The organism is Lysobacter lycopersici, from assembly GCF_007556775.1.
GTDB lineage: Bacteria > Pseudomonadota > Gammaproteobacteria > Xanthomonadales > Xanthomonadaceae > Pseudoluteimonas > Pseudoluteimonas lycopersici.
Window position 1 is genome coordinate 1611364 of the sequence record NZ_CP041742.1, and the last position, 13662, is coordinate 1625025.

General features: G+C 65.4%; 13 protein-coding genes. 7 read left to right on the forward strand and 6 right to left on the reverse strand.

Annotated features, from left to right (window positions below; translation table 11 throughout):
• Positions 1-44: 44 nt before the first annotated feature.
• The 5 genes from FNZ56_RS08065 (at position 45) to FNZ56_RS08085 (ending at position 3542) form a co-directional block, all read left to right on the forward strand.
• A complete protein-coding gene (locus tag FNZ56_RS08065) occupies positions 45-1313 on the forward strand; it encodes a sensor histidine kinase (RefSeq protein WP_143879345.1) in 1269 nt (422 codons plus the stop codon).
• The gene (locus FNZ56_RS08070) at positions 1306-2082 is read left to right on the forward strand and encodes a LytR/AlgR family response regulator transcription factor (protein WP_143879346.1); all 777 of its coding nucleotides are present in this window, start codon (positions 1306-1308) and stop codon (positions 2080-2082) included. The genes FNZ56_RS08065 and FNZ56_RS08070 overlap by 8 nt, the downstream gene beginning before the upstream one ends.
• Positions 2083-2098: 16 nt before the next feature.
• A complete protein-coding gene (locus FNZ56_RS08075; RefSeq protein ID WP_143879347.1) occupies positions 2099-2461 on the forward strand; it encodes a hypothetical protein in 363 nt (120 codons plus the stop codon).
• 65 nt (positions 2462-2526) lie between these two features.
• The gene (locus FNZ56_RS08080) at positions 2527-2910 is read left to right on the forward strand and encodes a hypothetical protein (RefSeq protein WP_143879348.1); all 384 of its coding nucleotides are present in this window, start codon (positions 2527-2529) and stop codon (positions 2908-2910) included.
• A 35-nt stretch (positions 2911-2945) separates the two neighbouring features.
• Positions 2946-3542 (forward strand): acyl carrier protein phosphodiesterase, encoded by a 597-nt coding sequence (locus FNZ56_RS08085; protein ID WP_143879349.1) that lies wholly within the window; start codon positions 2946-2948, stop codon positions 3540-3542.
• Here FNZ56_RS08085 and FNZ56_RS08090 read toward each other — a convergent pair.
• From FNZ56_RS08090 to FNZ56_RS08110, 5 genes are all read right to left on the reverse strand, one after another.
• The gene (locus FNZ56_RS08090; protein ID WP_143879350.1) at positions 3499-4665 is read right to left on the reverse strand and encodes a sensor domain-containing diguanylate cyclase; all 1167 of its coding nucleotides are present in this window, start codon (positions 4663-4665) and stop codon (positions 3499-3501) included. The two genes, FNZ56_RS08085 and FNZ56_RS08090, sit on opposite strands and share 44 nt — an antisense overlap.
• A gap of 63 nt (positions 4666-4728) precedes the next feature.
• Entirely contained in the window at positions 4729-6498 is a 1770-nt protein-coding gene (locus FNZ56_RS08095; RefSeq protein ID WP_143879351.1) for a putative ABC exporter domain-containing protein, read from the reverse strand.
• Positions 6498-7235, reverse strand: a complete 738-nt coding sequence (locus FNZ56_RS08100) for an ABC transporter ATP-binding protein (RefSeq protein WP_143879352.1) — start codon at positions 7233-7235, stop codon at positions 6498-6500. The genes FNZ56_RS08095 and FNZ56_RS08100 overlap by 1 nt, the downstream gene beginning before the upstream one ends.
• Before the next feature lie 131 nt (positions 7236-7366).
• Complete coding sequence (locus tag FNZ56_RS08105) at positions 7367-7798, reverse strand: GFA family protein (RefSeq protein ID WP_143879353.1); 432 nt, start codon at positions 7796-7798, stop codon at positions 7367-7369.
• Positions 7799-9139, reverse strand: coding sequence for a Fic family protein (locus FNZ56_RS08110; RefSeq protein ID WP_143879354.1), 1341 nt, complete (start codon positions 9137-9139; stop codon positions 7799-7801). It lies immediately after the preceding gene.
• 173 nt (positions 9140-9312) lie between these two features.
• On the opposite strand from FNZ56_RS08110, the gene FNZ56_RS08115 reads away from it, so the two are divergent.
• A complete protein-coding gene (locus tag FNZ56_RS08115; protein WP_143879355.1) occupies positions 9313-10296 on the forward strand; it encodes an HNH endonuclease in 984 nt (327 codons plus the stop codon).
• A complete protein-coding gene (locus FNZ56_RS08120) occupies positions 10293-10796 on the forward strand; it encodes a hypothetical protein (protein WP_143879356.1) in 504 nt (167 codons plus the stop codon). The genes FNZ56_RS08115 and FNZ56_RS08120 overlap by 4 nt, the downstream gene beginning before the upstream one ends.
• A gap of 76 nt (positions 10797-10872) precedes the next feature.
• On the opposite strand, the gene aceE is transcribed toward FNZ56_RS08120, so the two are convergent.
• Positions 10873-13563, reverse strand: a complete 2691-nt coding sequence (gene aceE, locus FNZ56_RS08125) for a pyruvate dehydrogenase (acetyl-transferring), homodimeric type (protein WP_143879357.1) — start codon at positions 13561-13563, stop codon at positions 10873-10875.
• Between the last annotated feature and the right edge of the window lie 99 nt (positions 13564-13662).

Genomic DNA, 13662 nt, shown 5'->3' on the forward strand with positions numbered 1-13662 from the left:
ATGCTCGCCGCACGATTCCAAGCCACCACCGGTCCGGCCCGCGCATGATCAAGTCGTTCTTCAAGCAGTCGTTCTTCGTCCTGCGCATCGCCATCGCCTGGGGCCTTGCGGTGATGCTGGTCGTTTCCATCTACTCCAGCCTGCCGCTGATCGGCCGCTTCGACCTGCCGGCCATCCTGTTCACCTTCGCGACGATGGGCCTGGTGGTCACCGGTGCGTTCTCGCACCTGCATCGCGTAAGCCTGATCGCCGGCCGCACCGACGCCGATGCGTTGAGCAACCGGCAGAAGCGGCTGGTGGAAATCCCGCTCGAAGCCGGCGAAGCCTTCGACCTGCTCGACGCCGCGATCCGCGAACTGCCCGGCATCGAACAGGTGCAAAGCGCGCGCGACAGCCTGCAGGTCAAGGCCAAGGTCGCGCGCCCGCGCACCTACGGCGAGCACCCGCTGCGGCGCTGGAACCCGCTGCTGTGGTTCGGCCTGCCGCGCAACCAGTTGCAGGCCACGGTCACGCCGGGCGAACACAGCGGCCGCGTGACATTGATCTGCGAACCGGAAAACCCGGCGTGGAGCGACTGGTTCCTGGTCGACGACGGCACCAACTACGAGAACGCCGAAGCCATCGTGCGCGCGATCACCCGCCGCATCGGCGAGCTGCGCCGCGGCGAACGCGCCAGCGCCGCGCAGACCGCGACCCAGAAGGAACTGACCGAAGCCAAGCTGCACCTGCTGCACGCGCAGGTGGAACCGCACTTCCTCTACAACACGCTGGCCAGCGCGCAGTTGCTGACGCGCAGCGACCCGGCGCGCGCGGAAACCATGCTCGGGCACCTGATCCAGTACCTGCGCCGCTCGCTGCCGAACGCGGGGGACGAGATGTCCACCCTCGGCGCGGAACTCGAACGCGCGCTCGCGTATCTGGAAATCCTCAAGATCCGCATGGGCGAACGCCTCGACGTGCAGGTCGACGTGCCCGAATCGCTGCGCGCCACGCCCTTGCCGGCGATGATGCTGCAGACCCTGGTGGAGAACGCGATCAAGCACGGGCTGGAACCGCGCACCGGCGGCGGCACCGTGTGGATCCGCGCGCGCAGCGACGACGACGAGGTTGCGGTGACCGTGGCCGACAACGGCGAAGGCTTCAACACCAAGACCAGCGGCACCGGCATCGGCCTGAAGAACGTGCGCGAGCGCCTGCGCCTGCGCTACGACGGCGCCGCCAACCTGAGCGTGATCGCGAATTTCCCCGCCGGCGTGGCCGCCACGATCACCGTCCCCGCGAATGCGCCGCAGCGGAGCGCCAGCCATGGCTGACCTCCGCACCTGCATCGTCGCCGAGGACGAAACCATCCTGCGCCACGCGCTGGTCGCCGAACTCCGGCGTGCATGGCCGGCGCTGCAGGTTGTCGCCGAGTGCGAGGACGGCGCCAGCGCGGTGGAAGCGCTGGCCGAACACCAGCCCGACGTCGCCTTCCTCGACATCCGCATGCCCGGCCTCAGCGGCCTCGAAGTCGCCGCGCTCGCCGCCGAAGCGAGCCCGCGCACGCGCATCGTGTTCGTCACCGCCTACGACCAGTACGCGATCGATGCCTTCGAACGCGGCGCGATCGACTACCTGCTCAAGCCGGTGAAGCCGGAACGGCTGGACGCGACCGTTGCGCGATTGCAGGCGCAGGAATCGTCGAACAACGACGCCGCGTCGCTTGCCGCGTTGCTCGACAAGCTCGGCGCGCTGCCGAAGCCCGCCGGCGCGGTGGAACCGCTGACCTGGCTCACCGCCAGCGCGGGCCGCGAAACGAAATTGATCCTGGTCGACGACGTCGCCTATTTCCAGGCCGACAACAAATACACCACCGTGGTCACCGCCGATGGCGAGGCGCTGTTGCGCACCTCCCTGCGCGAGCTGTTGCCGCGCCTCGACGCCGCGAACTTCAAGCAGATCCATCGTTCCACCATCGTCAACCTGAAGGCCGTCGCCGGCATCGTCCGCGACGAGAACGGCCGCGGCACCGTGCGCCTGAAACAGCGCCCGGAAACGCTCACGGTCAGCGTGCCGTTCATGGCCCTGTTCAAGAACATGTGATCGCGAGGAAACGGACATGACCAAGCTCATCGCCCTGTTGCAGTTCCTGCTCGCCCTCGCCGGCTTTTCCTCCGGCGGCACCACCTGGACCAGCCAGGTCCACGATGGCGGGCACGTGCTCTCCAGCCGCGCGCACGCGCAGGACGGCGTGGCCCGCTTCGATTGCATCGACAGCAGCAGCGGCCGTTGCCACTACACGCTGTATCCGCAGCGTTGCGCCGGCGCGCCTTGCGACGCGCCGCCACTGCGCAGCTTCGACGTCGCCCGCGGCGACAGCAGGCAAATCGCCGGCCTGCCCGGCTTCCGCCTCTGCGTCGATGCCGACGGCGCGGCGCTCGGCCCGGACTGCAAGCCACGCGCGGCCGTCGCGAAGCACTGAATGCCGCGGGCAAGGCAAGCCCGGCATCGACCATTTCGCCCATGCGCCCGACAACGAGGTGCCACATGCGCAGGTCCATCGCAATCGCCAGGCGATCGTTATTGCTGGCGCTGGCGCTCTTGTCCGCCTGCGGCACCGGCGGCACCAGTTACAGCAACCGCATCGTCGACAACGGCCACGACGTGCTTTACGGCAAGGTGCACGCGGAGCACGGCGTCGCCCGTTTCGAATGCAGGGCCAGCGACAGCGGCGTTTGCCACTACACGCTGTATCCCGGCGCTTGCGTGGGCAAGCCAGACTGCGGGCTGGCGCCGCTGCGACGCTTCGCCGTCGTGCGGGGCCACGGCAGGGAAATCGCGGGCCTGCGCGACTTCCGCGTATGCGTCTCCATCGACGAGCGCCCGGTACGCGCGGATTGTGAACCCGTGGCACGGGTAGCGACGCGCTGACCGCGGCCCGACGCCATGCGTCGTAACATCGGCGCATGAACTACCTCGCCCACGCGTGGCTGGCGCGGCATTCGGACGAGGCCATCCTCGGCGCCCTGCTCGGCGACTTCGTGTTCGGCCAGTCCGCGCTTCTGGACTGGCCAACGCCGGTACGCGTCGAAATCGCCTGCCACCGCCACGTCGACCGCTACACCGACGCGCATCCCGATGTGATCGCGGCGCGCGCGCTGTTCCCCGACGGGCTGCGCCGCTATGCGGGGATCCTGCTCGACGTGCATTTCGACCACCTGCTCGCGCGCGATTGGCCACGCTGGGACGGTGGCTCGCTCGACGCCTTCACCGCGCGCGTCTACCGCGTGTTGCGCGAACATCGCGAACAACTTCCACCGCGGCTGCATGCAATCGCACCGCAAATGGAAACGCGCGACTGGCTCGGTTACTACCGCCAGCGCGCGAGCGTGGATGGCGCGGTACGCGGCATCGCCACGCGGCTGTCCCGGCATGGCGAGCGCCTGGTCGAATGCCTGCCGGTGCTGCGCGCGAACGAGGCCGCGGTCGAAGAAGCGTTCGAACGCTTCTTCCCCGAGCTCATCGCCGCGGCGCCGCGGCTTCGCGCGGAGGTTCCTGGCTGAGGCCGGCGGCGGATGCGGCCACGCCTTCGTCCGCCGCGCGCACCTGGTTGCGCCCGCCCTGCTTCGCCGCATACATCGCGCGATCCGCGGTCGCGACCAGCCATTCCGGCGGCACGTTCGCCTGCGGGACGCATGCGGACACGCCGATGCTCACGGTGACGTGCGGCGCCACCGGCGAAGCGGGATGCGGCATCGCCGCGTCCGCCACCGCCAGCCGCAGCGATTCGGCGATGGCGCAGGCACGCGCCAGTTCGCAGCCCGGCAGCAGCAGCACCAGTTCCTCGCCGCCGAAGCGCGCCACCAGGTCGCCGTCGCCGGCGAAGCGCCCGCACAGGTGCGCCAGTTCGCGCAGGCATTCGTCGCCGCGGAGGTGGCCGAGCGCGTCGTTGAGCGGCTTGAATGCATCGGCATCGACGATCAGCAGCGCCAGCGGGCGGCGTTCGCGCGCGAGCCGCGCCCAATCCGCCTCGAGTTGCCGGTCGAAGCGGCGGCGATTGGCGATGCCGGTCAGGCCGTCGCTCATCGACAGGCGTTCGAGCTTGTGGTTGGCCTCGGTGAGTTCGTCGGCAATGCGCGCGAAGTGGATCGCGCCGGCGACCACGTCGGCGACCGCGTCGAACACCGCGCAGGCCTCGGCATCGAGGAACTCCGGGCGCGTGCATTCGATGTTGAGCACGCCGTGCAGGCGCTGGCGATGCCGGATCGGCACCAGGTATTCGGATCGCACTTCCGGATGGCCGGCGATGTAGTCCGGGTCGTCGTCGACGTCGAGGATCAATTGCGGCGTGCCGAGCCGCGCGCAGCGACCGGAAGCGCCGCGCGTCACCGGCCAGCCGGTCGCGATCGGCTGCGGATCGAGCATCAGTTCGCCGGCCCACACTTCGCGCACGAAATGGGTCGCCGGTTCGTCGAGCAGGATGATGCTGGCGATCGGCACCGGCAGTTCCACGACCAGGCAATTGCAGATGCCCTGCAACAGGGATTCGAGGTCGTCGCCCTGCAAGGCCTCGCGCGCGATCCGCACCAGGATCCGGGTCAGGGTCGCCCGCCGTGCGGGCGCGTCCTGCACGTCCCAGGGCAGGCCGGGCGCTTCGGTGGCCGGGTTGTCGGCTTCGTTGGACATGGGGATCCCCGGGCGCAGTTTACGCCCCTGCCCCGCATCCGGCGGGCCTCGGCCCGCCTGCCCTCAGCGCAGTTCCTGCGAGAGGTCGAAACGCTCGATCCGGCGACCGAGCAGGCGCACCGCGCAGGCCAGCTCGAATGCGAACACCGCGCAGGCGCCGACCGCCGCCGCCGGCATCGCGACGAGCGTTCCACCGATCCAGTTGCCCAGCAGGAAACCGATTCCGCCCAGCACCGCGGCCGGCAGCGCGGCCAGCAGCACGGCCAGCAGGTAGCCGAGCATGAACACCATGCGCTGGCCCATCACCTCGACGCCGCGCCCGCCCGAGCCCGGCGCGACGATCCACGCGGGGAAATACAGCATGCCCGCGAACGGCACGCACAACATCAAGCCGAACAGCGGCGGCGCGACCAGCGCCAGCGCGAGCGCGCCTGCGACCAGTTGCGCGGTCGACAACGCCACGTGCCCGGCGCCGATCGCCATCGCGGCGAACAGCAGCAGCCACCAGAATGCGAAGCACATCACCGCCGCCGGCGTCGCCAGTTCGCCGAGCGCGAGCTGCCATCCGCGCAACGGCAGCGCCTTCAACACGTCCATGCGCTCGAACGTGCGGCGCAAGCCGTGCTGCATCATCATCGGGCCGAGGAAGATCAGCCACGCGCCCACCACGGGAACGCCGAGGTCGATGCGCGCCAGCACGCCCCTGCGCGCCGGATCGGCCGCAACCCACAGGCACAATGCGACCGCGGCCGCACAGGCGACGAGCCACACGCGCAAGCGGTACAGCGGGCCCATCGCGACCAAGCCCTTCCACAGGAACGCGATCCACGATTCGCCGCGCCCGGCGAGGCGGAACGGTTCGCCGCGCGGCTTCACCGGCATGCGCTGGCCGAAGCGGCCTTCGCGCATTGCCGCGGTGCGCTCCGCGCGCTTGCGCGCGTGCGCGATCGAAGCCTCTTCGAACGACACCTGCGCGCGCACCGCCCAGATGTAATGCAGCAACAACATCGCCAACGCGGCCGGCAAGGCATGCAGGAAACCCGCGGTATCGGTGGCGAACATCGGCGCCACCACCCAGCGGAACGGCACCAACAGCCACGACAGCGGCGCGCTGCCGGCGATGCCCTCGAACCATTGCCGCAACTGGCCGATGTCCTTCGCCTGCGCGGGCGTGGGCCAATGCACCGCATCGCGCATCGACCACCAGCAGGCGACCGCGATCGCCAGCACCACGCAGGCCGCCAACGCGCGGCGCAGCCACGACGGCAGGCCAAGGCCGAGCAGGCGTTCGCGCGTGAACGGCGCGGCGATGCCGTGCAGCTTCAGCGTCGACATCAGCAGCCAGAAACCGGTGACGTATTGCAGCGGGTGCCCGCTGAAACCGCCGCCGCGGCGCAGCAGCAGGCCGATCAGGAACGCGGAGAAGAAGATCGCCAGCTGCGAGCGCAGCAGGCTGAAATGGATCAGCGACGTGCGCGTCAGCGGCGCCGGGAACAGGAAATCGACCTCGGCCTCGGTGAAGCCCAGACGCGCCTGGTCGTTGCCGAAGATCCAGTCGGCGCAGACGTACAGCAGCAGGCCCAGCGCGACCAGCGAGGCGATGGTGCCCGCCACTTCCGGCGTCATCGCGAATCCTTGCGTCGCGACGTGGCCGTTGCGGAAGGCGCGATGGAACAGGAAGAAATACAGGTAGGCGCCGCCGACCACCGCGCCGATCAAATACTTCGGTTGGCGCAGGCGCAACAGCCGCTGGCGCACGTTGTTGTAGAGCAAGTTCGCCTGCAGGTAGGCGAAGGCGCCGATCACCGTTCCGAAGCGGCTCCCCGTCGACATCACGCCTTCGCCGACTCCGTTTCGCCGGTGGCGCGGAAGAACACGTCCTCCAGGCTGGCCGCACCATCGGCGGCATAGCGCGCGCGCACATCCGCGACCGTGCCATCGGCGAGCTTGCGCCCGTCCTTGAGGATCAGCAGGTGCGTGCAGACCTCCTGCACCAGGTCGAGCAGGTGCGAGCTGAGGATGATCGCCGCGCCCTCGCCGGCCAGCCGGCGCATGGTGTCCTTCATCCGGCGGATGCCGTAGGGATCGAGCCCGGTCAGCGGTTCGTCGAGGATCACCGCGCGCGGCGCGTGCAGCAGCCCGCAGGCGATGGCGAGCTTCTGCTTCATCCCGCGCGAGAGTTCGGCCGGCAACAACTTGCGCTTGTCGCCCATTTCCAGTTCGTCGAGCAGCGGCTGCGCACGCGCCTGCCAATCGGCGACGCCGTACAGCCGCGCGACGAAGTTCAAATGCTGTTCGACCGTGAGGTGGTCGAACAGCCGCGGTTCGTCGGGAATGAAGGCGAGCTGGCGCTTGGCCGCGACCGGATCGGCGGCGACGTCCACCCCGCCGATGCGCGCATGCCCCGTGGTCGCGGGAATGATCCCGGACAGGCAGCGCAGGGTCGTGGTCTTGCCGGCGCCGTTCGGCCCGACCAGGCCCATCACTTCGCCCGGCCCGACCTTGAACGACAGGTCGTCGACCGCGGTGAAGTCGCCGTAGCGCTTGCTGAGGTGTTCGAGTTCGATCATTGGCGGAGTCTAGCGGAGGGGTTCCCCGCTACGGCAAGGGACATTTGTCACCCGTTTTTTCCCCTCCCCTCGCTTTTCCCTCTCCCCTTGAGGGAGAGGGTGGCCGAAGGCCGGGAGAGGGGAAGCTTCGCCTAACTTCGCACTTCGATCCGCACCGGCGTCCACAGGCTGCGCCAGCGCTCACGCCGCACTTCCGGCGCCAGTTGTTGCGGCGAGACGGTTTGTTCCGGCGCGAACTCGCCGGCATTCGCGAGGCAACGCACGTTGACCGCGCCACGCATCCCTTCATCGGTGGCAAACACCACCGCGAGCAGCATGCCGCAGTGGCGGCATAGCAGGAACTCCGCCGATTCCGATCCCTGCCGGTAACGCCCGAGCGCATCGGCGTCGGATGCGGTGACGACCAGCTCGCCGTCCGGGTCGGAGACCCACGCCGCGGCATGCGCCTGGCAGAAGCTGCAGTCGCAGGCGCGGGGCGAGGATTCGGCCGGTTGCAGCGAACCGTGCAGTGTCAGTTGCAGGCGCTGGCAGTGGCAGGAGCCGGTGAGGGGCTGCAATGCCATTCAGCGCTTTCCGTTCAACCTGCTCGAAAGATCCGCAACGGGCACGAAAACGAAGCCTTTCCCGCGTTTGTGCTGGGTCAAAAGGCCCATCGCTGCCAGCCCCATCAAATCCGATCGTGCGGTGGCGTAGGTCACCCTCTGCGCTGCCTGATGACGGCGAATCATGTATTCACCATCCGGATGACGGATCGCGTGCAGCAACAGCGCACGCTGGCGATGGTTGAGCTGCCCGCCGAAACTGGAATCCGGACGCAGCAACGCCTCCGACTGTTTGCGTTCCTGGCCCTTGCGCGCCAGATACCCGCGGAAATCGTTCACCGCCTTTATCAGCACATCCAACTGGTGGGAAACGAAATAGCTGGCGTCAGCACCGTCGCTTTCGGCGTACAGATACGAGCGCGCATATGCCTCCGGCGCTTTCTTCAGCACGCTGGAAATGGACACGTACTCGCTCAGCCAGTAACCGGAGCGCAGCATCGACCAATAGAACAGCGCGCGCGCGGTACGACCGTTGCCGTCGCAGAACGGATGGTCGTAGCCGATCATGAAATGCAAAAGGATCGCCTTCACGATCGGATGCAGGAAGGCATCTTCGTTCGCATCATTGGCGAAATCGCACAAGGCTTGCAGTCGTTCCGGCAATTCGCCCGCAGGTGGTGGCCTGTGCAGTATCCGCGACGGATCCGCCTTGTCGAACACTGCCACATCGTCCTCGACCGTCCTGAACCGACCGATGTCGCCGGGATCATCCATTGCTTCCCGCATCAACCGACGATGGATGTCGAGGATCATGCCGCGCGTCAGGGGTTTGTCACGCGCGCCCGCCAGCGACTGCATCGTCGCGTAGTTATTGAAAATCATCTGCTCGCTGCGATCCCGCGGCGCGCGCCCGGTAACCAGCATTTCCTTCGCGACACGACGTGTCGTGGACGCCCCTTCCAGTTGCGATGAGGTCATCGCCTCCTCGATCAACGAGCGTTCCAGATGCCTGCGTCGAATCGAGGCGTCATCGTCCTGATCGGCGCCCAGGATCAGGCCCGCTGCTTCGCGATCCAGAAAGTGCAGTTTCCGCAGCATGGTGTCAGTCAGCGACACGGTGAACGGGTGCCCTTCCTTGTCGAGCAGCGGCACGGCGCGGGCACGGCCCATTCGCGCCAGCTTGATTCCCGCCCACCACTGCAGTGAGGTCAGGTCGGGAGAGGGCGGCAGATGCCGCAAATGGTCCCAATGCTCGTAAACACCGGCCACTTCCGGGCCAATGCGCTGCCGGAGAAGCAGATTGGGGTCGACTTCTTTCCCCAGCAAATCAGCAAGTTGGGGGGCGGGAACGGGTAGCTTCATCTCTACGTATTAAATCAAGATCAATTGATATCAAATTAATAGCAGTGCTAATAACAAGCTTGGGCGCCGAAGTCAAACCCTGCCACTGGAGCCGGAGCCAAGAGGGCGGCGATCTCGGAATTCGAGACGAAAAGGGACATACTGTCCGCATTTCGTCCCGCCGAGATTTGCCTATGGAAGATGTTCGCAAGCTCCTGACGTCCCTTCGGGGTCGATACAGCCAGCGGGAACTGGCTAGCGCTCTTGGGGTTACGACTCGAACCCTGCGGCGATGGGAGGCAGGCGAAACGGAACCGCCTCCATTTCTTGCCGATGCCCTGCGCCAACGGCTATTCCCACTTACCGATAAAGCACAACCGGGAAAACGAGCGTTCAAGCGAAGCGGTAATTGGACGCGTGAACAGTCATTGCTCGCATTTCGTTTTTATTGCGAAACGCCGTTCGGTCAGTTGCATGCGCGCAACAAGAACGTCATCGAACTCGCACACCTGATTGGCCGATCGCCAAGCGCGTTGGCGATGAAGTGCGTCAATTTCGCCAGCCTAGATCCTGCGATCCGAGAAAGTGGGCGTTCTGGCCTCAGCAATGCTTCGGCCTTGGACAAGGAAGTGTGGAGTGAATTCCATGCGAACTGGGAAGGTTTGGTCGAAGAATGCGAAGCCTTGAGTTCGCACTTGTTACGCGAGGAGGAAAAACAACAATCGCCATTGGAAGGAGAAGATGAATTTATCGAGCCGGATTTCTCTGCCGAGACCCGCATTGCTTTAGTTAAGCAACGCATGAAGCAAGCGTTCTTCAGGCGATCGGTTCTGAGTAGTTATGGCGGAAAATGTTGCATTTCAGGCGTGAGCGAACCACGCCTACTTGTCGCTAGTCACATCGTGCCTTGGAGCGAGGACAAGGCGAATAGGCTTAACCCAAGCAATGGGCTTTGCCTGTCCGCGATTCACGACAAAGCATTCGATAGCTATTTGTTCTCTCTAACGGACGATCATCGGGTTGTTTTGTCAAAGAAACTTGAGAAAACAAAAGATAGCTTCCTACGTGAAGTGTTCTGGCCAGCACAGGATCGCGAAATCCAAATGCCAGAACGCTTTCAACCGGATTTGGTCTTTGTGCAGCTGCACCGAGAAAAAATGCTGCGAGCAAACGCATGAAAAACATTACGATCGGACAGACTGATGATTGGAAACCGACGGCCTCGGCCCGTTACTACGCGCAACGAGGCGAAGGCGATGAATATGCCTTCGGCATGACAACCGCTGAAGCTTTGGCAAATTTAGAGAAACGAGAAGCTGCCGTAGCTCCGAAATTCGATATAGGCCTTGCCGAAGAAGTTGCATTCCTTGCATTAGGTGCATCCGAATGCCTGCGCGAACACCAAGATTGTGATTTGTGTGAGTTTGGCGGCTACATGGGGTTCATTTCTGAGGTCATCCAACACGCTCCGCTCTTGACGGATCGCTGGCAAAAAACTCAAAACGATTTCAGTGGCGTTTGGCTTTATGACGTTACCGAACGTTTTGGCCGCGAATGGGCTGAAACCTTACTCGATAAAAAAACAGAAGATTCATCGGAATTCCTTGAGTACATCCTTGCCGACGAAGCACGTAAGTGGGAACTCTGCCAATTGCAGTCATCCATGAATTTGAGGTAGCAAAAAAGCGGCCATTGGCCGCTCTCTTCAACCCCACCCCAACCCTCCCCTTCAATGAAGGGGAGGGAGCAATGCATCACGCATGCAGCGGATTCGGCTTCCCCGCATCGATCCCGAACACCTTGATCGCGCGTGCCACGTCCTTGGGCGTGAGCTTGCCGTCCGCGGCCAGCGCGGCGACGGCGGCGTGGGCGACGTGGAAACGATCCACCTCGAAGTGCCGGCGCAGGTTCGCGCGGGTATCGCTGCGGCCGTAACCGTCGGTGCCGAGCACGCTGTAGCGCATCGGCACGAACTCGCGCACCTGGTTGGCGAAGGTGCGCACGTAATCGGTCGCGGCGATGGCCGGACCGCTGCGGCCCTGCAGCTGCTGCGTCACCCACGGCACGCGCGGCGATTTCGCTTCCGGGTTCAATCGGTTCCAGCGTTCGGCATCGACGCCGTCGCGCGCGAGTTCGGTGAAGCTCGGGCAGGACCAGATGTCGGCCTTGACGCCGAATTCCTTGTCCAGCAAATCCGCCGCCGCGATCACCTCGCGCAAAATCGTGCCGCTGCCGAGCAGTTGCACGCGTAGTTCGCCCTTCTTGGCCTTGCCGGCGTCGCGCAGCAGGTACATGCCCCTGATGATCCCGTCCGCGCTGCCCTCGGGCATGTCCGGGTGCGCGTAGTTCTCGTTCATCAGGGTGAGGTAGAAATACTCGTCCTGCTGTTCGCCGAGCATGCGCTGCATGCCGTGTTGCACGATGGTCACGACTTCGTAGGCGAAGGTCGGGTCGTAACTGCGCACGTTGGGGATGAGCGAACTCTGGATGTGGCTCTGCCCGTCCTCGTGCTGCAGGCCTTCGCCGTTGAGCGTGGTGCGGCCGGCGGTGCCGCCGAGCATGAAGCCGCGCGCGCGCATGTCGCCGGCCTGCCAGGCCGAATCGCCGACGCGCTGGAAGCCGAACATCGAGTAGTAGATGTAGAACGGCAACATCGGCAAGTCGTTGGTGCTGTAGCTGGTCGCCAGCGCCAGCCACGAGGAGAACGCGCCGGCTTCGGTGATGCCTTCCTCCAGCACCTGCCCGGCCGCGTCCTCGCGGTAGAACATCAGCTGGTCGGCGTCGACCGGCTTGTACTTCTGCCCCTGCGGCGAATAGATGCCGAGCTGGCGGAACAGGCCTTCCATGCCGAAGGTGCGCGCCTCGTCGGCGACGATGGGCACGCAGCGCGGGCCGACCTGCTTGTCGCGCAGGATGATGTTGAACATCTGCACGAACGCCATCGTGGTGCTGATTTCGCGTTCGCCGCTGGATTTCAGCAGGCGCTCGAAGGTTTCGAGCTTGGGCACGTCCAGCGTCTGCGTGGACTTGCGCCGGCGCTGCGGCAAATAACCACCGAGTTCGCGCCGGCGCTCCTGCATGTACTGCATTTCCGGCGAATCCGGGCCCGGGTGGTAGAACGGCACTTGGTGGTCGGCGAATTTTTCGTCCGGGATGTCGAGCTTGAAGCGGTCGCGGAAGGCGAGCACCGCATCGTCGTCGAGCTTCTTGGTCTGGTGGGTGGGGTTCAGCGCTTCGCCCGCGCTGCCCATGCCGTAGCCCTTCACCGTCTTGGCGAGGATCACGGTCGGCATGCCGGTGGTCTTCACCGCCGCGTCGTAGGCGGCATAGACCTTGTGCGGATCGTGGCCGCCGCGGTTGAGGCGCCAGATGTCGTCGTCGCTGAGGCTGGCGACCATCGCCAGCGTTTCCGGCGTCTTGCCGAAGAAATGCTCGCGCGTGTACGCGCCGCCGAAGGCCTTGCAGTTCTGGTATTCGCCGTCGAGCGTTTCCATCATCACCCGGCGCAGGATGCCCTGCGTGTCCTTGGCCAGCAGCGGATCCCAGTAGCTGCCCCAGATGGTCTTGATCACGTTCCAGCCGTGGCCGCGGAACGCGCCTTCCAACTCCTGGATGATCTTGCCGTTGCCGCGCACCGGGCCGTCGAGGCGCTGCAGGTTGCAGTTGACGACGAACACCAGGTTGTCGAGGCCTTCACGCCCGGCGACGCCGATCGCGCCCAGGCTTTCCGGTTCGTCGGTTTCGCCGTCGCCGAGGAAGCACCACACCTTGCGGTCGGTCTTGGGCATCAGGCCGCGCGCTTCCAGGTACTTCCAGCTGCGCGCCTGGTAGATCGCGGCCAGCGGGCCCAGGCCCATCGACACCGTCGGCGTCTGCCAGAAATCGGGCATCAGCCACGGGTGCGGATAGCTGGAAATGCCCTTGCCGTCGACTTCCATGCGGAAGTTGTCGAGCTGCGATTCGCTGATGCGGCCCTCGAGGAAGGCGCGCGAATAGATGCCCGGCGAGCTGTGGCCCTGGATGTAGAGCAAATCGCCCGGGTGTTCGGCCGAGGGCGCGCGCCAGAAGTGGTTGAAGCCCACGTCGTAGAGCGTGGCGCTGGACGCGAACGAGGCGATGTGGCCGCCGAGGTCGCCCGGCTTGCGGTTGGCGCGCACCACCATCGCCATCGCGTTCCAGCGGATGATCGAACGGATGCGCCACTCCATGTGCGCGTCGCCCGGCATCCGCGGCTCGAGCTGCGGCGGGATGGTGTTGATGTATTCGGTGGTCGGCGCGAACGGCAGGTGCGCCCCGGAGCGGCGGGCGACATCGACCATGCCTTCCAGCAGCTGGTGCGCGCGCCCGGCGCCGTCGTGGTCGATGACCGCCTTCAGCGATTCGATCCACTCCCGGGTTTCGGTCGGGTCGGGATCGTTCTGCAGCAGTTCGTTGAGCCAGTTCATCGCGCGCTCCGGGCCGGTTTCCGGGTCGAGTCTAGCAGCGTGCAGCAGGCTTCCCGATGGTGAATCTGAATTCACCCGGGTAATTCTGATTGCCCTGTA

Coding starts and splice junctions, on each gene's coding strand:
- FNZ56_RS08075 (WP_143879347.1), top strand. CDS start 2,099: ATGACCAAGCTCATCGCCCTGTTGCAGTTCCTGCTCGCCCTCGCCGGC.
- FNZ56_RS08090 (WP_143879350.1), bottom strand. CDS start 4,665: ATGTCCAACGAAGCCGACAACCCGGCCACCGAAGCGCCCGGCCTGCCC.
- FNZ56_RS08115 (WP_143879355.1), top strand. CDS start 9,313: ATGGAAGATGTTCGCAAGCTCCTGACGTCCCTTCGGGGTCGATACAGC.
- FNZ56_RS08095 (WP_143879351.1), bottom strand. CDS start 6,498: ATGTCGACGGGGAGCCGCTTCGGAACGGTGATCGGCGCCTTCGCCTAC.
- FNZ56_RS08065 (WP_143879345.1), top strand. CDS start 45: ATGATCAAGTCGTTCTTCAAGCAGTCGTTCTTCGTCCTGCGCATCGCC.
- FNZ56_RS08080 (WP_143879348.1), top strand. CDS start 2,527: ATGCGCAGGTCCATCGCAATCGCCAGGCGATCGTTATTGCTGGCGCTG.
- FNZ56_RS08120 (WP_143879356.1), top strand. CDS start 10,293: ATGAAAAACATTACGATCGGACAGACTGATGATTGGAAACCGACGGCC.
- FNZ56_RS08105 (WP_143879353.1), bottom strand. CDS start 7,798: ATGGCATTGCAGCCCCTCACCGGCTCCTGCCACTGCCAGCGCCTGCAA.
- aceE (WP_143879357.1), bottom strand. CDS start 13,563: ATGAACTGGCTCAACGAACTGCTGCAGAACGATCCCGACCCGACCGAA.
- FNZ56_RS08085 (WP_143879349.1), top strand. CDS start 2,946: ATGAACTACCTCGCCCACGCGTGGCTGGCGCGGCATTCGGACGAGGCC.
- FNZ56_RS08100 (WP_143879352.1), bottom strand. CDS start 7,235: ATGATCGAACTCGAACACCTCAGCAAGCGCTACGGCGACTTCACCGCG.
- FNZ56_RS08110 (WP_143879354.1), bottom strand. CDS start 9,139: ATGAAGCTACCCGTTCCCGCCCCCCAACTTGCTGATTTGCTGGGGAAA.
- FNZ56_RS08070 (WP_143879346.1), top strand. CDS start 1,306: ATGGCTGACCTCCGCACCTGCATCGTCGCCGAGGACGAAACCATCCTG.